Raw genomic sequence first — 20,860 nt, 5'->3', positions numbered from 1 at the left:
ACGCCGCAGATGTGCGTGCCAGGCCCCGCGTCCCAGGCCTGATCCGCCGGGCAGGCCCTAGCCCTTGGTGGCGCCGGCCGCGATGCCGGTGACCAGTGAGCGCTGGAGGAGCAGGTAGACGACAAGGCTGGGGACGAGCGCGATGACCGCGCCTGCGAGGACGACGCCCGAGCCGACCTCGGGGTCGGTGCGCAGGATGGAGAGGGCCACGGTCACCGTGTAGTCGGTCGGGTCCTTGGCGGCGATCAGCGGCAGCAGGTACTGGTCCCAGATCATGATGAAGCCGAGGACCCCGGCCACGCCGAGGGCGGGCTTGCACAGCGGCAGGATGACCTGCCACAGCATCCGCAGCTCACCCACGCCGTCGAGCCGGGCGGCCTCCTCGATCTCGCTCGGTATGTCCTTCATGAACTCGGTCAGCAGCATCACCGAGAAGCCCCAGGCACCCAGCGGCAGGATCACACCCCACACCGTGCCCTTCAGATCCAGACCCACCACGGGGACGTCGCCGAGGACCAGGGACAGCGGGATGGCGATGACCTCCTCCGGCAGCATCATCGTCAGCATGAACAGCGTCATGACGATCGCCTGGCCACGGAACCGGTGCCGGGCCAGCGCGTACGCGGCGAGCACGCACACCACGAGCTGCAGGAGCAGCCCACCGCCCGCTATGACGAGCGAGTTGGTGAAGTAGTCCCAGATGCCGCGCTCTCCGGCCACCCGGAAGTTCGTCAGCGTGGAGTCGTGCGGGAGGAACGACAGCGACGAGCCGCTCGGGTGGGTGCTGAGCGAGCCCGAGAGGATCGTCAGGAAGGGCGCGGCGAAGATGCCGAGCGCGATCGCGCACAGCAGGATCCGCAGGACCCAGGAGACGCCGGGCCTGTCGTTCCAGCCGAGCGCGGTGTCGAAGCGGGCGGGGGTCGTCCGGGCCTGCTTGTCGGCTCTTCTGGACGCAGCGGCGGCCTCGTCGGACGACGGCGTCCGGACGGGGTCGAGGGCGGGTGCGCTCATCGCACGTCTCCCCTCTTGCGGAAGTAGTTGACGGTGACGGTGAGCAGCAGTGTCACCGCGAGCAGCACGACGGAGGCCGCCGACGCGCCCCCGATGTCGTTGCGGGTGAAGCCGAGCGTGTACGCGCGGGTCATCCACACCTCGGTCGACCCGGCCGGGCCGCCGCCCGTGAGGACGTACACCTCCGTGAACACGCGCAGACCACGGATGGCGGCCAGCGTGAGCACGATCCCGATGGCCGGCCGGATCGCGGGCAGCGTGACGTACCGCAGCCGCTGCCACAGGGACACTCCGTCCATCGCGGCGGCCTCGTACAACGTCCGGTCCACGCCCGCGAGTCCGGCGAGGATGATCACCATGTTGTACGGGGCGACCATCCAGATGCCCATGGCCATCGTCGCCCAGAGCGCGGTGTCCGGGTTGTCGAGGAACGGCGTCGGTCCGAGCCCGAGGAAGCCCAGCGCGCTGTTCACGAGGCCGTCGGAGGTCGGGTAGTACATCAGCCGCCACAGCTCACCGACCACCGCGGTCGCGGTGACGACCGGCAGGAAGACAGCCGTGCGCATGATCTTCAGCGAACGGGTCTGTCCCTCCAGCAGCAGCGCGAGGACGAAGCCGACGACGATCGCGCCGAGCGACTGGCCGATGCCGAGGACGAGGGTGTGCCCGACCGCGTCCTGGAAGCGGTGGTCGGACAGGACACGGGTGTAGTTGTCGAGGCCGATCCACTGGTCACCGAGGAACGGCCGTACGTCGAAGAAGCTGAGCCAGACGCCCTTGCCCATCGGCACGAACTTGAAGACGAGGGCGAGCAGCAGTCCGGGGGCGAGGAACAGCCAGGGGAGGAAGGCCTTCCTGGCGAGGACGGTCTTCCTGGCGAGGACCCGCTTGGCGAGCCCTCCGCGCCGCTCGGGCGCGACGGTGGTCGCGGTCATGAGTACAGGTCCTGGTCCTTGAGGTCACCGGCGAGGGTGTCGTTGAGTTCCTTGAGGCCGGCGCGGACGTCGCTGCCGCAGTACGTGAAGATCGCGTTGAGGGCGTCGGCGGTGTCCTGCTTGATCGGCGCGAAGTCGGGCGCGTTGGGGAACTGCTGGGAGGCGTCCTCGTACGCCTTCTGCACGACGCTCCAGCGGGGGTCGTCCCGCACCTGGGCCGCGTCCAGCGTGGAGTTGACGGGGATACGGACCACGGGCTGGTTCTCGCCGGTCATGGCGATCTTTTGACCCTCGGGGGAGATGAGGAACGCGGCGAGCGCCTGTTCCTGCTTCGTCTTGCCGGTCCTGGCGCCGAAGTAGATGTTCTCGCCGTCGGCCAGCACGGTGGACCCGGCCGCGCCCGCGGGGAACGGGACGACCTCGTACTTGTCCTTGCCGGGCGTGGCGTCGTATGTGGCGATGTTGTACGGGCCGGTGAGGTACATCCCGGCGTTGCCGTCCTGGAAGTTGGTGGCGGTGCCGGTGATGGCGGTGATCGCGGAGGGCTGGATGACAGCGTTGTCACCGCAGAAGAGGTTGTCCTTCATCCAGGTGACCGTGCGTACGGCGGCCGCCGAGTCCATGGTGGGACGGTAGCCGCCGTCGCCGTCGGGCTCGATGATCTGCGCGCCGCCGGACCAGAGGAAGCTGGAGCCCCACCAGGCGACATAGCCGTTCTGGGCGCTGCCGGGGACGACCATGCCGTAGGTGTCGTCCTTGCCGTTGCCGTCCGGGTCCCGGGTGGCGAAAGCCTTCGCGACGCCGAGCATCTCCTGCCAGGTGGTGGGCGCCTTCAGGCCGAGCTTCGTCAGCCAGTCCTTGCGGATCATCAGGGCCTGGGCCTGGCGGGAGTACGGGATGCCGTAGTGCCTGCCGTCGAGGCCCACGGTGGAGGACCAGGTCTTGTCGGTGATCTGGTCGTGGCCCGCGATGGAGTCCGGGTCGATGGGCTTGAGCAGGCCCTGGCCCTGGTAACTGCCCATCAGCGCCGTGTCGTTGATCATCACGTCCGGCAGGTCCTTGGTGGACGCCCGGCTCTGGAGCTGCTGGTCGAAGTTGATGACGGGCTGGTAGTCGATCTTGATGCCGGTCTTCTCGGTGAAGGCGGCGAACACCCGCTCGTACGTGGCTGCCGGATCCGGATTGCTCCGGGTCCAGACCTCCAGCGTGTTCGGATCACTGCTTCCGGCACTGTCGGACCCTGATCCGCAAGCGGCCGTCCCGAACGTGAGTCCCGCGACGGTGAGCATGGCGGTTAGGCGGCGACTTCGTTGGCGAACGCCCATGGGCACACTCCGTTGGTCATCCGGGCCGTACATCCGGTACACCCGGTCGTGTTCATATACGTGAACTCACTTCACGCATCTAAATGATCGGCCAAGCTACGGAGCATGTCGTTCGCATGTCAAGACATGAGTCCGAGATTTCACCGGTGCCACACCCGGCCCGTACGGGATCCTGTTCGGCGTCTGCAAGAGATGCGGGACATGGGATGGAGGTGGTCGCCGTGACCGAACGCACGGCACCCGGCGCCTTGGCCGCACGGCTCACCGGCCGCCCGGCCACCGGCGAGCGTCGGCTCTCCGGAACACTCGCCGAGGTCACCCTCGACGACGGCCGGACGGTGATGGTCAAGCTCGGCGACGGCCCCGGCGCGGCCCGGGCAGAGGCGGCGGGGCTGCGCTGGCTGGCCGACGCCGGCTCGGTCCGCCTGCCGACCGTGTACGGCCACGACGAGCGCCGCCTGGTGATCGACCGGGTGTCGCAAGGGTCACCCGACGCCCGGGCCGCGGTCCGCTTCGGGGGCGCCCTGGCCGCCCTGCACGCCGCCGGCGCCCCCGCCTTCGGCGCCGCGCCGCCCGGCGGTCCGAGGGAGGCGTACATCGGGCGCGCCCCCATGCGCAATGTCCACGGCGCCGACTGGCCCGTCTGGTACGCCGAACACCGGGTGCTGCCCTATCTGCGCCGCGCGGTCGACGACGGCACGATCCGCCCGGCCGAGGCGACCGTGGTCGAGCGGGTCTGTGAACGGCTGCCCGACCTCGCGGGCCCCGCCGAGCCGCCCGCCCGACTCCACGGCGACCTGTGGAACGGCAACGTGCTGTGGGGCGCCGACGGCCACGCCTGGCTCATCGACCCGGCGGCACACGGCGGCCACCGCGAGACCGACCTCGCGATGCTCGCCCTCTTCGGCTGCCCTCATCTGGATGCGGTGCTGCGGGGTTATGAGCAGGCCGTGCCACTCGCCGACGGCTGGGCGGACCGGATCGGACTCCACCAGCTCTTCCCGCTGTTGGTGCACGCGGTGCTGTTCGGGCGGGGGTACGCGGAACAGGCGCTGACGGTGGCGCGGGCGGCGCTCTCGTCGTGAGTCACGGCTCGTACGACAAAACCGGAAGGCGCCGTGGTGGCGCCTCCCCGTTCGAAGTCGGCGGCGAGGAAAGCGAAGGAACTTTTTTCAGGGAAAGGAATTGAGAAGGAAGCCCCTTCATGGCCTCGCCGTGGGCAACGCTAGCACTCAGCCCGGGATCAAGTCGCGCAGATTTTCGAGGGTGATGATCCGGGAGTCCTGGTGCAGCCCTTCCGGGCGTTCGAGACCGATGTACGTCACGGGCTCGTCCGGGACCGGCCCGCCGTCCCACAGATCCACGGCCGTGGTGTCGCCGGACATCAGGTCGATCAGGTACCGCACCGTCAATTGCTCGCGCTCCACGAGGGCGCGCACCACCTTGGACACCGACACCTGGTTCTCCTCGACCCGGTTGCCCGACGAGATGCCCTTCAGATACAGGTGCAGCCACTTCGCGTGCCAGCGCCCGTCGTCCCCGCGCCGGAACGCCAGCGGCAGCGCCACCTTGCCCGGCCCGCGCATCTCCGACTTCATCCGCACCGTGCGCGGCTCGAACGGACGGCCCTTCTGCTCGCCGTCGCGCACCATGAACCCGAAGAACGACTCCTCGACCTCGTCGAAGCCCTCGCCGGCGAAGATGTTCACCTGCGGAACGATGAACGTGCTGCGCACCCGGTCCAAGGTCAGGTCGATGAACTCCGAGGCCCCGTCGGGCGCCTCGGTGACATCGCCCGAGTGCCGGCCCCCGACGGTCGTGAGGGACGTGTAGGAGAGCCAGGAGTCGGTGCTGTAGTCGCGGTGCAGAAGCAGTGCCGACAGGTCGTAGTCGGTCCGGTCCTCGGTCTCCTTCCAGTACACGAAGAAGCGCAGCAGTTCACCGTCGACCTTCGAGACCGAACCCCGCGGCAGTACGCCGAGCCCGGCCGCGGTCGCCTTGCCGCTGAGCGGGAGCGCCACGTCGAGGACGTCGGGGTCGATCAGCAGCCGGCCCGGTGCCGGGAGCCGACGGCGCGTCTCGGCGTCGAGCGCGGCGATCAGGCGGTCGCGGTCGGCGGCCGGTACGGCCGGGCGGTGGTCGGGCGTCACCCAGGCGCGGCCCCGGCGGTTGACGAAGATGCGGGGTTCGTCGGTCTCCCGGTCCCGGTTGTGGAAGTGCTCCCGGACCGAGAGGAGTACCCGGCCGGAGACCTTGGGAGCGACTTCCACCGCGGCGGCCACCACAGCGTCCCGCTCCGCCTGGTCGTCGGCGATGCGCAGCAGGAGATCCAGGGCGCGGAACAGCTTGCCGGGAGCGGACTTCAGCAGCTTCACCGCACCGGTGATGTCGTACTCGTCGAGCAGCTTCTCGGCCCGGCTGTCGAAGGACCGCGCCTCCTTCTCGCCCCGGGCGACGGCGAACACCTCGGCGGCGTGCGGCCACCGCGGGTACTCGTGCGGGTGGAGACGCTCACCGAGCCGCTTGAAGGGCTCCCGGTACGCGTGCACATCGGCGAGCTTCGCCGGGTTCGCGGCGACTACGGCGTCGAGGCCCGCGAGCAGCCCCCGGCGCACCGGCCGCGACAGCGCCCGGAACCGGGTCGGCTCCCGCAGCGTCACGTCACCGCCCGACAGCGCGCAGGCCAGCCGGAGGACGTCGGTGACGGTGTCCAGCAGGAGGTCGGCACCGACGCCGAGCCGGGCCTCGTTGACGACCGCCCGGTTCTCCCGGACGGGGATCGACTCCGGCTGGGGGCCGAGCGCGCACCGCCCGGCGAGGGCCTTGAGGTCACGCAAGTCGTCCTCGCCGGGCGGGGTCGTGCTGCCGGCCAGGGCCAGGTACAGCTCGGTGAGTTCGTGGTCGAGCTCCCGGCCGAGATGCAGGACGGTCACCCGGTCGCCCGCCGACGCGATCAGCTCGTCCTGCGCCGCGAGCATCTCCTCGTAGGTGTGCTGGTACCTGCCGTAGGTGGGGAGGTCGAGCAGGTTCAACACCCCCCGCGCCAACTGGGAGAGCACGCCTTCACGTGCCTTGTCGTCGTTGAGCGCCTCGGCGACGCACCGCATCCAGAACTCTTCGGTGTCCGGCACGTTCGCCGGGAAGTCGATGAAGTACGAGTTGTGCCGGACGTGGTCGCCCACCATTTCGCGCACGGTGCGCAGCGTCCGCCGGGCGGTGTGCAGGACGGCGGCCTCGGACAGCCCCGACAGACGCTCCAGCAGCTCCGCCGAGAGCTTGAAGCCCGCCGCCATCAGCGCCGCGTCGAACTGCCGCGCGGCGGTGGCGCCGTCCCCGGCGGACCCCTTGGGGGCGGGGAGGCGATGGGTGTGCCGGATGACCAGCGATTCGAGACTGTGCGCCATTCGGGGATGATCGCAGAGGTGTGCGATTCGGCGCACAGGAGTTTTTCCGGGGGCCGGGCCAGCCTTTCACCATCACCTTCGGGCACCGGGTCTTGCTCCCGCGCGAGAATCACGTCACACTGGAACCGAACGAATGGTCGGTTGGGAAGCTGGTATCGATGGCCACGACACACTCCGCCGAGGCGCCGGACCGGGACGGGCTGCAGGAGCACTTCGACGCGACGATCGCGCGGGACCAGCGGATCGAGCCGCGCGACTGGATGCCGGACGGCTACCGCAAGACGCTGATCCGGCAGATCGCCCAGCACGCGCACTCGGAGATCATCGGAATGCAGCCGGAAGGCGAGTGGATCACCAAGGCGCCGTCCCTGCGCCGCAAGGCGATCCTCTTTGCCAAGGTCCAGGACGAGGCCGGCCACGGGCTGTACCTGTACTCGGCGGCGGAGACGCTGGGGGCCGACCGCGCGGATCTGACGACCCGGCTGATCGAGGGGCGCCAGAAGTACTCGTCGATCTTCAACTACCCGACGCTGAGCTTCGCCGACGTCGGTGTCATTGGCTGGTTCGTGGACGGCGCGGCGATCTGCAACCAGGTGCCGCTGTGCCGGAGTTCGTACGGGCCGTACGCGCGGGCGATGGTGCGGATCTGCAAGGAGGAGTCGTTCCACCAGCGGCAGGGCTACGAGTTGCTGCTGACGATGATGCGCGGCACCGACGCCCAGCGCGCGATGGTGCAGGACGCGGTGGACCGCTGGTGGTGGCCGTCGCTGATGATGTTCGGCCCGCCCGACGACGCCTCGCCCAACTCGGCGCAGTCGATGGCCTGGAAGATCAAGCGGCACTCCAACGACGAGCTGCGGCAGCGTTTCGTCGACATGACCGTCCCGCAGGCCGACAAGCTCGGCGTCCGGCTGCCCGACCCGGAGCTGCGGTGGAACGAGGCGCGCGGGCGCCACGACTTCGGCACCCCCGACTGGGACGAGCTGAAGCGGGTCATCACCGGGAACGGGCCGTGCAACGACCGGCGCATGGAGCGCCGCAGGACGGCCCACGAGGAGGGCGCCTGGGTGCGGGAGGCGGCCACCGCCCACGCGGCCAAGCAGGCGGCCCGTGCGAAGGACGGAGCAGCGGCATGAGCGACACGATCAAGGGCGACTGGCCGCTGTATGAGGTGTTCGTGCGCGGCAAGCGCGGCCTGAACCACGTCCACGTGGGCTCGCTGCACGCCGCCGACGACCAGATGGCCCTCACCCACGCCCGCGACCTGTACACCCGGCGCAACGAGGGCGTGTCCATCTGGGTCGTGCGCTCGGAGCACATCGCCGCCTCCACCCGCGACGAGAAGGACCCCTTCTTCGAACCCAGCGCCGACAAGGTCTACCGCCACCCGACCTTCTACGACATCCCCGACGACGTCCCGCACATCTAGCCCACGACGAGGAGCAGGGAGGAGCAGACATGAGTGACGACCACGTCTACATGACCCTCGCCGAGGGGCACGAGGATGACACGCGCTGGGCGTACGGCACCGGCTTCGAGGACCCCCTGCACGGTGTCGACACCACCGTGCCCGAGGGCGTCGACGCCGGTGAACTGGCCGATGTCTGCGTCGCGTTGGCCGACGACGCCCTGGTCTCGGCCCAGCGGCTCGCCGAGTGGACCACCCGCGCCCCCGAGCTGGAGGAGGAGGTCGCGCTCGCCAACATCGGCCTCGACCTGCTCGGCCAGGCCCGCCTGCTGTACTCCCGTGCCGGACAGGTCGACGGCACCGGGCGCGGCGAGGACGCGTACGCCTACTTCCGCGACGCCGACGACTTCCGCAACGTACGCCTGGCCGAACTGCCGAACGGCGACTTCGCGTTCTCGACCGTGCGCCTCCTAGTGCTGTCCAGTTGGCGCCTCGCGCAGTTCGCGCACCTGGTGGCGCACCCCGACCCGGTCCTCTCGGCGATCGCCGCCAAGGGCGTCAAGGAACTGACGTACCACCGGCAGTACGCCGCCGAGTGGGTGGTGCGGCTGGGCGACGGCACCGCGGAGTCGCACCGGCGGACGCGCAAGGCGTTGGAGCAAGTGGCCGCGTACTTCGGCGAGTTGTTCACCGCGTACGACGTACGGGACGAGGTCGCCGCCGTGCTGTGCCAGGTCACCGGGGCGGCCGGACTGCCGATGCCGGTGTACCGGCCGCTGCCGGGTGCCGGACGCGCCGGCGACCACACCGAGCATCTCGCCCCGCTGCTGGCCGAGTTGCAGAGCGTGGCCCGAGCCCACCCGGAGGCGACATGGTGACCACCGCCCTCGACACCCGGCGCGCCCGGCACATCGCCGAGCAGGTGCCCGACCCCGAGCTGCCCATGCTGACCCTCGCCGACCTGGGCGTCCTGCGCGACGTCGTGTTGACGGAGGACGGCACGGTGGTCGCAAGCCTGACCCCGACGTATTCGGGCTGCCCGGCGATGGCGGAGATGCGGGCGGACGTGGCGGCGCGGCTGCGCGACGCGGGGTACACGCGGGTGGAGATCCGTACGGTCCTCCACCCGCCCTGGACCAGCGACTGGATCACCCCGGCAGGCCGCCGCAAGCTCGCCGAACACGGCATCGCGCCCCCCGGCCCCGCACCACGCGGCGGCCCCGTCCCGCTCGTCCTCTCACCCACCCGGCACGCGGTGACCTGCCCCCGCTGCGGCTCACCGGACACCGAGGAGACCTCCCGCTTCGCCGCCACGTCCTGCAAGTCCCTCTGGCGCTGCCGCACCTGCCGCGAGCCGTTCGAGTACGTCAAGGAGATCTGAATGAAAGGCCTGAGGGAAGAGCCGACGGCCCGGACCGCCCCGGCCGTACGCCCGCGCATGCGCCGCCGTCCGGCCTTCCACTTCCTGCGCGTCGCCGACGTACGGCCCCTGTGTGCGGACGCGGTCGCCGTCGGATTCGACATTCCGGCGGAGTTGGCCGAGGAGTTCGCCTTCACGCCTGGGCAGTCGCTGACGTTGCGGCGCGAGATCGAGGGGCGGGACGAGCGGCGGTCGTACTCGATCTGTTCGCCGGTCGGGGCGAGTCCGCGGATCGGCGTACGGGTCGTCCCGGGTGGCCTGTTCTCGTCCTGGCTCGTCAATGACGTACGCCCCGGCGACACCGTTGAGGTGATGGCCCCCACCGGTGCCTTCACCCCCGACCTCACCGCCGCCGGCCACCATGTGCTGATCGCGGCGGGTTCCGGCATCACACCCATGATGTCCATCGCCGAGTCCGTGCTGGCCGCCGACTCCCGCGCGACGGTCACCCTCTTCTACGGCAACCGCCGTACCGACACCGTGATGTTCGCCGACGAGCTCGCGGACCTGAAGGACCTCTACCCGACCCGGTTCCAGCTCGCCCACGTGCTCTCCCGCGAACCCCGTGAGGCCGAGGTGCTCTCCGGCCGTATCGACGCCGACCGGCTCTCGGCGCTCATCGACGCGCTGGTCGACGTACGGAACGCCGACCACTGGTGGCTGTGCGGTCCGCACGGCATGGTCCGCGACGCCCAACAGGTGCTGGCCGGGCTCGACGTGCCCGCCGACCGGGTCCACCAGGAGCTCTTCTACGCCGACGACGAGCCCCTACGGGAGGCGCGCCACGAGGAGGCCGCCGTCGAGGGGCCCGTCAGCGAGGTGACCGTCATCCTCGACGGCCGCTCCACCACCTCCGCCCTCTCCCGCGAGCGGACCATCCTCGACGGCGCCCAACGCACCCGCCCCGACCTGCCCTTCGCCTGCAAGGGCGGTGTCTGCGGCACCTGCCGCGCCCTGGTCACCGACGGCAAGGCCGACATGCGCCGCAACTTTGCCCTCGAACCGGCCGAGGTGGACGCGGGTTACGTACTGACCTGCCAGTCGTACCCGGTCTCCGAGACCCTGACGGTCGACTTCGACAGCTGACCAGGCGCTTTTCAGCCCGTCGTGGGGGTCCCCCCGCTCGAGCGAAGCCGAGAGTGGGGGAGTTTGAGGACGAGCCCGCAGGGCGAAAGCGGGGGCTGGGGGCGCAGCCCCCAGGGGACGGGACTGGGTAGGGGCGGCGGGGGCGAATTCCCCACGCCCGCCGACCCGCCACCGTCAGCCCTGGTGCAACCTCTCCACCAAAATGTCGATCACCAGCGGCGTCCGCGGGCCAAAACTCAGCAGCACCCCGTCCTCCAGGTCCACCACCCGCCGGTCCATCCCGGCCGGTGTCTCCTTGATGCCGGGGATCTCGACGAGCCCGTCGACGCCGCCCACCGACTCCAGCCCCTTGGTCATCATCAGGATCACCTCGGGCTGGGCCTTGACCAGCGCCTCGCTGGTGATGGGCGTGAACGGCTTGTCCAGGCCGGAGGCCACCCCGGCGTCCTCCGCCCCGGCCGCCGCGATGAGGGAGTCCGCGCCCGAGCCCTTGCCGCAGATGAGGTAGACGGCGGCCGAGCCCCGCATGTACAGGAACGCGACCTTGGGCTTGCTGCCCTGCGGCACGGCCGCCCGCGCTGCCTTCAACTCGTCGGCGATGCGCTGGTTGAGGGCCTTGCCGGCCGCGGGTACGCCCAGCGCCTCGGCGACCCGAGTGGTCCGCGTGCTCACATCGGCGAGTTCCGTGGCGGGGTCGAGCACGACGACCGGCACCCCGGCGTCCCGGATCTGGTCGATGGCCTCGCTGGGCCCGGTGTCGGTGTCGGCGAGCACCACGGTCGGCTCCAGCGAGAGCACGCTCTCCGCGCTCACATCATGCGCCTTGGTGACCTGGGGAAGGTCCTTGGCCTCCTCGAAGGTGGCGGTGATGTCCCGGCCGACAACCTTGTCACCGAGGCCGAGCGTGAACACGATCTCCGCGATGCCCCCGTTGAGGGGGAGGATCCGTGAGGCGTCCTCGACGGTCACCTCGCGACCCTCCGAGGAATCGACGGTGACGGGCAGCTTCGGCGTGGGCGCCTCGCCTTCGAGCGGCACGAGGGAATTCGTCTTCAACTGCTTCAGGGCCGCCGCCGCTCGGGCGCTCGCGGACGACGGCGTGGGAGCCGCCCCCTCGGTCTCGCCGCCCCCGCCGCCACCTGCGCATCCGGTGGCCAGTACGGCGAGAGCGACTGCGACGACGGCAACTCCCTTTCGGACCAAGGAGAGTTGAGGTCTACCGGGCGTACGCATCGAACCGCCTTCCATGTCTACCGTTCGAACCGACTGTTCGTTACTTTAGGTTAGCCTTACCTGAGTTTCCTATGGTGGGAGTGCTGACACCGATGCACAGATGTGGCCTACGAGCCCCACGCGCTCTGAAAGTCGTCCCGGCCGCGCTCGCCGTCGCAAGCGCCCTGATCCTCGCCCCGGCCCCCTCGGCGATGGCCGCCGGCGGCTCCGCGACCGGCCCCGAAGGTCAGAAGCTCACCGTCTCCAAATCCTCCGGACTGAACCCGGACGGCGAGACGGTCACCGTGTCCGGCACCGGCTACAACACCGAGAAGGGCATCTACGTCGCCTTCTGCGTGGACAACGGCGCCGGCAAGACCCCGACCCCCTGCGTCGGCGGCGTCGACATGTCCGGCGAGTCCGGCGCCTCGGTGTGGGTCTCCTCCAACCCGCCCTCGTACGGGGAGGGGTTGGCCCAGCCCTACGAAGGCAGCGGGCACAAGGGCACGTTCTCGGTGAAGATCAAGGTGCGGGCCAAGGACGCCAACACCGACTGCACCAAGTCCGGCGTGACCTGCGCGGTGATCACCCGCAACGACCACACCCGGGGCGGCGACCAGAGCCAGACGGTCCGCATCCCGGTGACCTTCGCCAGTGCCGACGGCGACAGCGACGGCGACTCCGGCAGCGAGAGCACGGCGACCCCGAAGGCGGGCGCGTCGAGCACGGCCACCGGCGGCACCGGCAGCACCAGCGGCTCCGACGGCACCACGACCACGTCGGACGACCCGCTGGCCGACACGGGCAGCGCCGCCGTACCGCTCGGCATCACCGCGGGCGGTCTGGTCGCGGCCGGCGGAGCGGCCTGGTTCTGGGCACGCCGCCGCCGTACCCCCGCCGCGGCTACGGGCGGAAGCGCGGAAACCCGCTGACGTCAATGAAGGTCAATGGCAAGCCGGTTGACGTTCCGGAAGCGGGGCGTCTCGTCGGCCCGGGGGCCGACATTCCAGGGAGGACTTCGAGGTGATGAACAGACCTGGTGCCACCGTGACGGCGGCGGGCGCGCTGCTCGCCCTGCTCTGCCAGGGCACGGCGACGGCACAGGAAGAAGAGCGGGCCGTACGGGAGGTGTCCGGCGGATACGCGAGCTGGGGCCCGACGTTCGCGTCGGCCACGGGCGACACGGCGACGGTGACGGCGAAGGCGCCCGCCGTACGTGGCTCCGGCGGCCGGAGCTGGTTCCCGGTCGACGGCGGCAGCGTGGATCCGGCCGCCGGTGACGCGGTCGTCGACCTCGACGGCTCGCTCTTCCTAAAGACCTCCGGCGCGGACGCCCTCACGCTCGGCGAACCGCGCCTGCGTCTCGACGGCGGCACCGGCACCCTGGACGTGCGTGTCGAACGCGCGGGGGAGACCGACGACCTGAAGCTGGCCGAGATCGGCACCGGCGCCGCGCCGACCGTGCGCAGCGGCGGCGCGACCTGGGCCGGCCTGAAAGTCTCGCTGACGGCCGAGGGCGCCGCACTGCTCACCGAGTGGAGCGGCCGCTCGTACGAGGAAGGGGCCCAACTCGCCCCGCTCGACCTGACGGTCGGCACCGGAAGTAACGGTTCCGCGCACGGCACGGAACAGCCGCAGAGCGGGACCGAGGAGACACCGTCGCGGTCGCCGTCGCCGTCGCCGTCGCCGGAGACGGGGACGGAGACAGGCGCCGAGGCCGGTACGACCGCAGAGGGTGGCGACGCGGGCGAAACCGGGACCGACGCGGCCCAGTCGGCCGCCGTGGAGACCCCCAGCCTGGCACCCGGCGCCGAACAGCGCGTCACGGGCGAGGGGTTCGAGCCGGGCGAGGTCGTGCTGGTCGCGATCGACGACGACACCCGCTTCCAGGCCGTGGCCGACGACGAGGGCCGGGTAGCCCGCGCATTCCCGTTGTACGACACCGCGACCGAGGGCGCACACGACATCCGGCTGTACTCGGCGACCGGGGGCCGCGAGGCCACGGCCGGGTTCACCGTGCTCGCCGCCACGCCCTCGGCCTGAACACCTGTGACGCGAAGCTCAGTTGAACCTGCTTTGCCGTATGTTGACAAACGGATCACGGCTCAAGTTAGGTAAGCCTTACCTAAGTGGCGAGATTGATTCGCTCGATCTCGCGCACTTCGACTTCGAGAAAGGTTCTCCCGTGAGAGTCGTTCCCTCCGCCCTCCCCCACTCTCGACTTCGCTCGAGCGGGGGGACCCCCATCGCCGCCCGCGCCGGTATCGCCGTCGCCGCCTCCGCCGCGCTGACGCTGGGCCTGGCCACCTCGGCCTCCGCCGCCACCTCGACCCGCACGATCGTCGACGGCAGCACCACGTACAACCTGTCGGTCACCGGGCCCGACACGGCCGCCGCGTCGGGCCAGGTCGTCACCGTCTCCGGCTCCGGCTTCAACACCAGCCAGGGCATCTACGTCGGCCTCTGCGTGGTCAACGGCGCCCAGGGCGCCGACAAGCCGACCCCCTGCCTCGGCGGCCAGGACGAGGACGGCTCGACCGGCGCCTCGCACTGGATCAACAACACCTGGGGCGGCCTCTTCGCCAACAGCTCCAAGTTCGGCACCAGCGGCACCTTCAGCGTGAACATCTACGTCAAGTCCACCCTCGAAGACGGCAGCGTCTGCGGCGAGGACGTCACCTGCGCCATCGTGACCCGCGCCGACCACTTCGACACCAACGACCGCAGGTACGACGTCCACGTCCCGGTCACCTTCCAGTAAGCGTCCACCGCTCCCACTGGTGCGACGGGCCGGCCCCGCTCCGGCCGGCCCGTCCCGGCTTCTCCCCACCCAGGGGAGAACCCCGACGACCGAGAAAGGCGCACGCCCGCTATGAGAGCCGTGCCCACCGCTCCGACCGCCCGTGCCGCCGCCCGCGCGGGTCTCGCCGTCGTCACCCGCGCCGACTTCACCGACTTCACCGACCTCAGCGACCGCACGTACGACGCGCACATCCCGGTCACCTTCCACTAACCACCCATTGGCCGGGCCCACTTGACGGGGTCCGGCCCTCGGCGTCCCCCGGGTGCGGGGCGCACCCGAGCAGTGAGGAACCCTCATGACTGACGACACGACGGACCGGCGAGGCCCGGCCCGCCCGTCCGGACTCCGTCTCAGACGCCCCGCCGCGCTCCTCGGCGCCGCCGCCCTGGTGGCCGCCGCCGCGACGGCCGTCACCGTCGGCTCCGCCGCGCAGGCGGCCGACACCCCGAAGACGGCACTCGGCAAGAACGGCCAGAAGCTCACCGTCTCCGCCTCCGCGAATCTGAACCCCGACGGCGAGACGCTCAAGGTCACCGGCGAGGGCTACGACGAGACCAAGGGCATCTACGTCGCCCTCTGCAAGGACAACGGCGACGACCGCATCCCCACGCCCTGCCTCGGTGGCGCCGACCAGACCGGCGACAGCGGCGCCTCGAAGTGGATCGTGCCCAAGGACGACCCCAACGAGGGCGACCTCACCGAGACCTTCGGCGAGGGCGGCACATTCGACGTCGACATCACCGTCAAGTCCAAGGACACCGGCCTCGACTGCACCCAGGTCACCTGCTCGGTCGTCACCCGCGTCGACCACCGCGCCGCGGGAGACCGCTCCCAGGACGTGCGCATCCCCGTCACCTTCGAGGGCCAGGACCCCGGTGACGGCGGTGGCGACGGTGACGGCGTCGACCTACCCGCCGGCACCGTCAGCTATGTGAAGTCGGCCTCCTACAACAACGTCGGCCAGCCGCAGGACACCCTGCTGCACCCGGAGTCGGGGAAGCTCTACGTCGGCTCCTCCAACATCCCCGACACCTCGGACGTAAACGAGGCGGGCCTCTACGCGCTCGACCCCAAGGACGGCAAACTCCTCAGCCACGTCGCCCAGGCCCCCAGCTCCACCGGCGTCCTGGGCCCCCGCAACATCCAGCGGATCGTCGCACCGCTCGCCGGTGACGGGGTCGTATTCCAGTACCCGGTGCGCGGCATCGGCACCGCCAAGGACGGCGACACCGCCGCCAAGGGCGTCTGGCCGGCCGGCGGTTCGATCACCGGAGTGGGTCCCGGCACCGACGCCGGCACCGTCCTGATCTCCCAGGGGGCGGTGCTCTCCAAGGTCGAGATCGCCACCGGCACGGTCAAGGACTCCGTGACCCTCGACGGCGGCGCCGAGTTCGGTGTGGACACCACCCGCGGCGTCATTTGGTCCGCCGACGCCGCCGCCGGGAAACTGCGCCGTATCGACGCCGCCTCCCTCGACGTCACCGCCACGGTCGACCTGCCCACGGACCTGCTCGCCTTCGTCGAGGTCGACGTGGAGACCGGCAACGTCTGGGTGGGCAGCGGCTATTCGGCCCTCGTGTACGACAAGGACGGCAAGTCACTCGCCACGCTGAAGGGCACCGACCGGCCCATGGCCGTGACCTTCGACAAGACCACCAAGGAGGCCTTCGTCCTCCGCGGCGACTACGGCAACGCGGACGACGGCGCGGACAACGTGGGCGCCCTGGACGTCTACGACAGCGCGACGTTCGAGCAGGCCGCCCAGACGCTCGCCCTGCCGGGCACGCGCTTCACCAGCCTCGCTGGAATCGCCGTCCTCCCGGGCGCCGGTTCCGTCTACGCCACTAACCCGGCCGAGAGCCTGATCATCAAGCTCGACCGCCGGATGACCCCGAAGGTCACCCAGTCGCCGACGGACCGCTCCGTGGCCCCCGGCACCGAGGTGTCGCTCGTGGCGGCGGCCGAGGCCCTCCCCGAGCCCACCGTGAAGTGGCAGGTCAGCGCCGACGGCGGCCAGACCTGGACCGACATCGAGGGCGCCACGAAGAACGCGTACACCTTCACGGCGAAGGCCGCGCACGACGGCTACGAGTACCGCGCCGAGTTCAAGAACTCCGTGGGCACGACCCGTACTTCGCCCATCACCCTCACGGTCACCGAGGCCGACAGCAGCACCGGCGGCGGTGACGGGGGCGGCGACGGCGATGCGGACGACGAGCCGTCCGGCACGAAGACCGTCACCGGCTCCGAGGGCCAGAAGCTCACCGTCACCCCGGTCAACAACCTCGCCACCGAGAACCAGACCCTCAAGATCACCGGCTCCGGCTACGACGAGGAGAAGGGCATCTACGTCGCCCTGTGCGTCGACAACGGCGACGGCGAACTGCCCACCCCCTGCATCGGCGGCGTCGACATGACGGGCGAGTCGCACTCCTCCGCGTGGATCTCCTCCAACCCGCCGGATTACGGCGAGGAGTTGGCGACCCCGTACGAGGAGGGCGGGAAGTTCGAGGTCGAGCTGACCGTCGACGCGAAGGACGAGTTCACCGACTGCTTCAAGGCCACGTGCGTCCTCGCCACCCGCGCCGACCACACCCTGTCCGGGGACCGCTCCCAGGACGTCAAGGTCCCGGTCGCCTTCGTCGGCCAGGACCCGGTGGACACCGACGACGAGGGCGACGGTGACGACGGCGGCAGCTCCAGCGGCGGCACGACCAGCGGCAGCACCAGCACCGGCGGTAGCAGCAGCACGGGCGGGTCCGGCAGCACGGGCGGCGGCACCACGACGGGCGACGGCGGCAGCCTCGCCTCCACGGGTATGACCGTGCTCGGCGTGGCCGCCTCGGCCGCCGCGCTCACCGTGACGGGCTGGATCCTCCACCGGCGGGCCCGGGGGACGGGCGGCGACACGGCGTCCTGATCCTGCACGAGCAGCAAGCAACGGAGCCCGGTCCACCGACACCTTCGGCGTACCGGGCTCCGCGGCGCGATGCCGCTCAACGGGACGCCACGAGCCAGTCGTACGCTTCCCCCGCCTTGAACTCCTCCTGCCCGCCGCGTACCAACAGCCCCGCCGTCGCGAACGCCGGATCGTCCGCCTGGGCGGTGACGTACGGGATCGCGACGCACCGCATCCCGGCCGCGTGGGCGGCGGCCGCTCCCGGGGCCGCGTCCTCCACCACCACACAGTCGGCCGGGGCCGCGCCCAGCCGCCGGGCCGCCTCCAGGAACACATCGGGCGCCGGCTTGCCACGGCCGACCTCGTCCGCCGACACAACGGTCCGCAGCCGCGCGTCGAGCCCGGTGCCCTTCAGGATCACCTCGATGGCTTCGCGGGACGAACCCGAGGCCACGGCCATCGGCACCGCGTCGGCCGCCAGCAGTTCCACGAACTTCCGCATCTCCGGATAGACATGCGTCCCGGCGCGGGCCAACTCCAGATAGTGGCGGTTCTTGTCGGCGAGGACCGCCTCGACCGGCGCGTCCAGACCGTACCGCTCGGTCCACGACACGACCGTCTCCCGGGTGCTGATGCCCACGTGGCGCTCATGGTCCGGCCAGCTGTAGTCCGTGACTCCGTGCTCGGCCAGGGTCCGGCGGCTTGCTTCGTAGTAGTTCGGCTCACTGTCCACGAGCGTTCCGTCGAGATCGAAGATGACCGGAGTGCTGCCGAGAATGCTCATGCCCCCAGGATGTCAGCGATCACTTCTCTGTCGATCGCCTCTCCGCCGATCACTTCCTCGCCGCCCGGCCGATCGACTCGACCAACGGCGACAGCCGGTACGGCACCCGCTCCCTGAGGGCCACCTCCGTCCGCGTACGCACCACGCCCGGCAGACTGATCAGCGCCTGGATCACGTCCTCCAGATGCGCGTTGTCCCGGGCCACGACCCGCGTCAGCAGATCGCCGCCGCCGGTGATCGAGAACGCCTCGACGATCTCCGGTACGGCCGCCAGCGCGTCCCCCACGTCGTCCAGATGCCCCTGGGTCACCTCGATGTGCACAAAGGCCAGCACGGGGTGGCCGAGTGCGGCGGGGGACAACGACGGCCCCGAACCGGTGATCACACCGTCCCGCTCCAGCCGGTCCAGCCGCGCCTGGAGCGTGCCTCGGGCGACGCCGAGGATACGGGCGTACTCGCGCACGCTGGTACGCGGCTGCTCCAGCAGCAGCCGCAGGATGCGGGTGTCGAGCTCGTCCACGGCCATGGTCCGTTGGCCTCCCTGCGAGGTCAGGCGATCACGGCCGACTGTACCAATGGCCCAGTGAATCGAACGCCGGTTGAGCCACTGCTCCCCGGATGCTTTCCTGATGCCCATCAAATGGCGCCGCGCAGCGCAGGACGGCAATGAAGCCGGATCCGTGCCGCGGCGCCATTCCCATGTCATGAGGACAGGCATCGGTACGGGATTTGTACGGGTCCGACCACGGGATCTGTACGGGAGAGGGGCGGGCGGCCTGCGATGAAGAGGATGTTCATGGCTCCGGACCCGGGGCTGCTGCGGCTGCGGGTCTCCCTGCGGGCGGTGTTCGGCATCGCGCTGGCGGTGACCCTGTCGGAGCTGGCCGGGCTGTCGCTGACCGCCTCGATCACGGGCGGACTCGCGGCGCTCCTCGCCCTGTTCACGGTCGCCGACCCGACCGTGCGCGGCCAGGCGGTCACCACCGCGCTGCTGCCCGCCGCGGGTTTCCCGGTCCTGGCCCTCGCGACGCTGCTGCACGAGACGCCGGCCCTGCGCGACGCCGCCTGGCTCGCGGTCATCTTCTGCGGTGTGTACGCCCGCCGCTGGGGACCGCGCGGCCACGCGCTCGGCATCTTCGCCTTCATGACGTTCTTCGTCACCCAGTTCCTGCACGCCGTCCCCGCACAACTGCCGGACCTGTACACGGCGATGACCCTCTCGCTGATGGCCTCCTCGGCGGTCCGCTTCGCCGCCTGGTGCATCGAACGGCGCACCCCGCCGCCGGCCGCGCCCGCCCCGAAGGACGGCCGCGGACCAGGGGGTGTGGTGAAAGTCCCGCACAGCACCCGCGGCGCCCGGCACGCTCCCCCACTCTCGGCTTCGCTCGAGCGGGGGGACCCCCATCGAGGGCCTTCGTCCGGCACGCCGAGGGCACGCACCGGCTGTGACACCAGCCTCCCCCACTCTCGGCTCCGCTCGAGCGGGGGGACCCCCACCCGCGGCGGGCGCGGGCACCGCACGGGACTTTCAGGACACCCCCTAGCCCGCCCCACCACCCGCCAGGCCTTCCAGGCGACCGCGGCCTGCGCCTTCGCGATGGTCGCGGGCCAGGTCCTCTCCCAGGAGCGCTGGTACTGGGCCGTCGGTACGGCTTGGTGGATCTTCGTGAACACCACATCACGCGGCGAGACCCTGGTCCGCGGCTTCCGCCGCCTCCTCGGCACGATCACCGGCATCCTCGTCGGACTCCTGGTCGCCGTACCCCTGCAAGGCGCTCCGGCCCCCACCGCCGCACTGATCGCCGTGTGCGTGTTCGGCATCTTCTACACGGCCGCCCTGTCCTACAGCTGGATGATGCTGTGCGTGACCGTCATGGTGGGCCTGCTCTACGGTCTCCTCGGCGTCCTGACCCCGGCGCTTCTCGGCCTCCGGCTCGCCCAGACCGGGGTCGGCGCGCTCGGCGCCGGGCTCGCCGTGGCGCTGATCCTGCCGGTCACCACGGACGCCGTCACCAACCGCTGGGTACGACGTGCCCTGCACGAGGTCCACGGCTGCACCGCGACAGCGGCCCGGCGCCTGGCCGGGGACCCCGATGCGGACCCCGCGCCGCGCGTGGCCGAGCTGGAGGCGCTCCTGGGGCGCGTACGACTCTCCCTCGCGCCCCTGGTGCACCCGCTCAACCCGCTGCGCCCCCGCAAGGAACGGGCCCGCCAGGTGCTGGCCCTGCTCGACGACTGCGCCCGCGAAGCCCGCGGCCTCGCCGCCGTGGCCGCCGATCCCGACGCCTCCCACGACACCCGCCTCACGGCCGCTTGCCACCGCGTCGAGTCGGCCGTCGCCACGCTGGTGGGCGCGTCCCCGGAACACCTCACCGGAGCCGACGCCGGGCCCCCGCCCCACCACCCCGGCGCCGAACAGGCCCTGGCCCACCTCCACCGCCTGGAACAGGCCCTGACGTCGCTCTCCCACCCCCTACGCGGCACGTCCTTCGCCCAGGCCTGAGGATTTCGCCCCCGCCCCTACTCATTCCCGTCCCCAGGGGTAGTTGCCCCTTCGGCCCCGCTTCGCGTGA

Annotated in this window: 19 protein-coding genes; 12 read left to right on the top strand and 7 right to left on the bottom strand. The window is 70.8% G+C overall.

Annotation, left to right across the window (positions count from 1 at the left end; translation table 11 throughout):
* Nucleotides 1–57 precede the first annotated feature (57 nt).
* The 3 genes from F3T56_RS02440 to F3T56_RS02430 are packed head-to-tail and all read right to left on the bottom strand — an operon-like array spanning nt 58 to nt 3,235.
* The gene (locus tag F3T56_RS02440; RefSeq protein WP_149822981.1) at nt 58–1,011 is read right to left on the bottom strand and encodes a carbohydrate ABC transporter permease; all 954 of its coding nucleotides are present in this window, start codon (nt 1,009–1,011) and stop codon (nt 58–60) included.
* On the bottom strand, nt 1,008–1,946 hold the full coding sequence (locus tag F3T56_RS02435; protein ID WP_149822980.1) for a carbohydrate ABC transporter permease: 939 nt from the start codon (nt 1,944–1,946) through the stop codon (nt 1,008–1,010). Before F3T56_RS02435 ends, F3T56_RS02440 begins: the two co-directional genes overlap by 4 nt.
* Complete coding sequence (locus F3T56_RS02430; RefSeq protein WP_425473535.1) at nt 1,943–3,235, bottom strand: sugar ABC transporter substrate-binding protein; 1,293 nt, start codon at nt 3,233–3,235, stop codon at nt 1,943–1,945. Before F3T56_RS02430 ends, F3T56_RS02435 begins: the two co-directional genes overlap by 4 nt.
* A gap of 257 nt (nt 3,236–3,492) precedes the next feature.
* Between F3T56_RS02430 and F3T56_RS02425 the strand changes: the two genes are divergently transcribed.
* Complete coding sequence (locus F3T56_RS02425) at nt 3,493–4,356, top strand: fructosamine kinase family protein (protein ID WP_246203343.1); 864 nt, start codon at nt 3,493–3,495, stop codon at nt 4,354–4,356.
* Nucleotides 4,357–4,503: 147 nt separating this feature from the next.
* On the opposite strand, the gene F3T56_RS02420 is transcribed toward F3T56_RS02425, so the two are convergent.
* Nucleotides 4,504–6,675: a TerD family protein gene (locus F3T56_RS02420; protein ID WP_149822977.1), complete on the bottom strand. Its 2,172-nt coding sequence runs from the start codon at nt 6,673–6,675 to the stop codon at nt 4,504–4,506.
* Nucleotides 6,676–6,833: 158 nt separating this feature from the next.
* Between F3T56_RS02420 and paaA the strand changes: the two genes are divergently transcribed.
* Genes paaA through paaE form a run of 5 tightly spaced genes read left to right on the top strand, consistent with a single transcriptional unit; the run spans nt 6,834 to nt 10,589 of the window.
* Complete coding sequence (gene paaA, locus F3T56_RS02415) at nt 6,834–7,811, top strand: 1,2-phenylacetyl-CoA epoxidase subunit PaaA (protein WP_149822976.1); 978 nt, start codon at nt 6,834–6,836, stop codon at nt 7,809–7,811.
* On the top strand, nt 7,808–8,104 hold the full coding sequence (gene paaB / locus F3T56_RS02410; RefSeq protein WP_172638777.1) for a 1,2-phenylacetyl-CoA epoxidase subunit PaaB: 297 nt from the start codon (nt 7,808–7,810) through the stop codon (nt 8,102–8,104). The genes paaA and paaB overlap by 4 nt, the downstream gene beginning before the upstream one ends.
* 29 nt (nt 8,105–8,133) lie before the next feature.
* Nucleotides 8,134–8,961 carry a 1,2-phenylacetyl-CoA epoxidase subunit PaaC gene (gene paaC / locus F3T56_RS02405; protein ID WP_149822975.1) on the top strand — a complete coding sequence of 276 codons (828 nt, stop codon included), beginning with the start codon at nt 8,134–8,136 and terminating at the stop codon, nt 8,959–8,961.
* Nucleotides 8,955–9,464: a 1,2-phenylacetyl-CoA epoxidase subunit PaaD gene (gene paaD / locus F3T56_RS02400; protein ID WP_149822974.1), complete on the top strand. Its 510-nt coding sequence runs from the start codon at nt 8,955–8,957 to the stop codon at nt 9,462–9,464. The genes paaC and paaD overlap by 7 nt, the downstream gene beginning before the upstream one ends.
* On the top strand, nt 9,465–10,589 hold the full coding sequence (gene paaE / locus F3T56_RS02395; RefSeq protein ID WP_149822973.1) for a 1,2-phenylacetyl-CoA epoxidase subunit PaaE: 1,125 nt from the start codon (nt 9,465–9,467) through the stop codon (nt 10,587–10,589).
* Between the two features lie 174 nt (nt 10,590–10,763).
* Here the strand turns inward: paaE and F3T56_RS02390 are convergent, their stop codons facing one another.
* The gene (locus tag F3T56_RS02390; RefSeq protein ID WP_172638776.1) at nt 10,764–11,822 is read right to left on the bottom strand and encodes a heme/hemin ABC transporter substrate-binding protein; all 1,059 of its coding nucleotides are present in this window, start codon (nt 11,820–11,822) and stop codon (nt 10,764–10,766) included.
* 92 nt (nt 11,823–11,914) lie between these two features.
* Between F3T56_RS02390 and F3T56_RS02385 the strand changes: the two genes are divergently transcribed.
* From F3T56_RS02385 to F3T56_RS02370, 5 genes are all read left to right on the top strand, one after another.
* The gene (locus F3T56_RS02385; protein ID WP_246203341.1) at nt 11,915–12,733 is read left to right on the top strand and encodes a neocarzinostatin apoprotein domain-containing protein; all 819 of its coding nucleotides are present in this window, start codon (nt 11,915–11,917) and stop codon (nt 12,731–12,733) included.
* Nucleotides 12,734–12,827: 94 nt separating this feature from the next.
* The gene (locus tag F3T56_RS02380) at nt 12,828–13,844 is read left to right on the top strand and encodes an HtaA domain-containing protein (protein WP_149822971.1); all 1,017 of its coding nucleotides are present in this window, start codon (nt 12,828–12,830) and stop codon (nt 13,842–13,844) included.
* 142 nt (nt 13,845–13,986) lie between these two features.
* The gene (locus F3T56_RS02375; protein ID WP_425473534.1) at nt 13,987–14,562 is read left to right on the top strand and encodes a hypothetical protein; all 576 of its coding nucleotides are present in this window, start codon (nt 13,987–13,989) and stop codon (nt 14,560–14,562) included.
* A 120-nt stretch (nt 14,563–14,682) separates the two neighbouring features.
* Nucleotides 14,683–14,814 carry a hypothetical protein gene (locus F3T56_RS49215; protein ID WP_281291795.1) on the top strand — a complete coding sequence of 44 codons (132 nt, stop codon included), beginning with the start codon at nt 14,683–14,685 and terminating at the stop codon, nt 14,812–14,814.
* Nucleotides 14,815–14,899: 85 nt separating this feature from the next.
* Nucleotides 14,900–17,524, top strand: coding sequence for an immunoglobulin domain-containing protein (locus F3T56_RS02370; RefSeq protein ID WP_149822970.1), 2,625 nt, complete (start codon nt 14,900–14,902; stop codon nt 17,522–17,524).
* A gap of 76 nt (nt 17,525–17,600) precedes the next feature.
* Here F3T56_RS02370 and F3T56_RS02365 read toward each other — a convergent pair whose 3' ends face one another.
* On the bottom strand, nt 17,601–18,287 hold the full coding sequence (locus F3T56_RS02365; RefSeq protein WP_149822969.1) for an HAD family hydrolase: 687 nt from the start codon (nt 18,285–18,287) through the stop codon (nt 17,601–17,603).
* 49 nt (nt 18,288–18,336) lie between these two features.
* A complete protein-coding gene (locus F3T56_RS02360; RefSeq protein WP_149822968.1) occupies nt 18,337–18,813 on the bottom strand; it encodes an Lrp/AsnC family transcriptional regulator in 477 nt (158 codons plus the stop codon).
* 264 nt (nt 18,814–19,077) lie between these two features.
* On the opposite strand from F3T56_RS02360, the gene F3T56_RS02355 reads away from it, so the two are divergent.
* A complete protein-coding gene (locus F3T56_RS02355) occupies nt 19,078–20,790 on the top strand; it encodes an FUSC family protein (protein ID WP_246203340.1) in 1,713 nt (570 codons plus the stop codon).
* Nucleotides 20,791–20,860 lie beyond the last annotated feature (70 nt).

This window comes from Streptomyces tailanensis (assembly GCF_008386495.1).
Taxonomy (GTDB): Bacteria; Actinomycetota; Actinomycetes; order Streptomycetales; family Streptomycetaceae; genus Streptomyces; species Streptomyces tailanensis.
Note: the sequence above shows the minus strand (reverse complement) of the source record. Positions and strands in the feature narration are given on the sequence as shown.

Bases quoted from the DNA above. Each gene is read 5' to 3' on its own strand.
- F3T56_RS02390 (WP_172638776.1), bottom strand. From the start codon at position 11,822: ATGCGTACGCCCGGTAGACCTCAACTCTCCTTGGTCCGAAAGGGAGTT.
- F3T56_RS02360 (WP_149822968.1), bottom strand. From the start codon at position 18,813: ATGGCCGTGGACGAGCTCGACACCCGCATCCTGCGGCTGCTGCTGGAG.
- paaA (WP_149822976.1), top strand. From the start codon at position 6,834: ATGGCCACGACACACTCCGCCGAGGCGCCGGACCGGGACGGGCTGCAG.
- F3T56_RS02385 (WP_246203341.1), top strand. From the start codon at position 11,915: ATGCACAGATGTGGCCTACGAGCCCCACGCGCTCTGAAAGTCGTCCCG.
- F3T56_RS02420 (WP_149822977.1), bottom strand. From the start codon at position 6,675: ATGGCGCACAGTCTCGAATCGCTGGTCATCCGGCACACCCATCGCCTC.
- F3T56_RS02430 (WP_425473535.1), bottom strand. From the start codon at position 3,235: ATGCTCACCGTCGCGGGACTCACGTTCGGGACGGCCGCTTGCGGATCA.
- F3T56_RS02370 (WP_149822970.1), top strand. From the start codon at position 14,900: ATGACTGACGACACGACGGACCGGCGAGGCCCGGCCCGCCCGTCCGGA.
- paaC (WP_149822975.1), top strand. From the start codon at position 8,134: ATGAGTGACGACCACGTCTACATGACCCTCGCCGAGGGGCACGAGGAT.
- F3T56_RS02365 (WP_149822969.1), bottom strand. From the start codon at position 18,287: ATGAGCATTCTCGGCAGCACTCCGGTCATCTTCGATCTCGACGGAACG.
- paaD (WP_149822974.1), top strand. From the start codon at position 8,955: ATGGTGACCACCGCCCTCGACACCCGGCGCGCCCGGCACATCGCCGAG.
- paaB (WP_172638777.1), top strand. From the start codon at position 7,808: ATGAGCGACACGATCAAGGGCGACTGGCCGCTGTATGAGGTGTTCGTG.
- F3T56_RS02355 (WP_246203340.1), top strand. From the start codon at position 19,078: ATGTTCATGGCTCCGGACCCGGGGCTGCTGCGGCTGCGGGTCTCCCTG.
- paaE (WP_149822973.1), top strand. From the start codon at position 9,465: ATGAAAGGCCTGAGGGAAGAGCCGACGGCCCGGACCGCCCCGGCCGTA.
- F3T56_RS02435 (WP_149822980.1), bottom strand. From the start codon at position 1,946: ATGACCGCGACCACCGTCGCGCCCGAGCGGCGCGGAGGGCTCGCCAAG.
- F3T56_RS02440 (WP_149822981.1), bottom strand. From the start codon at position 1,011: ATGAGCGCACCCGCCCTCGACCCCGTCCGGACGCCGTCGTCCGACGAG.
- F3T56_RS02380 (WP_149822971.1), top strand. From the start codon at position 12,828: ATGAACAGACCTGGTGCCACCGTGACGGCGGCGGGCGCGCTGCTCGCC.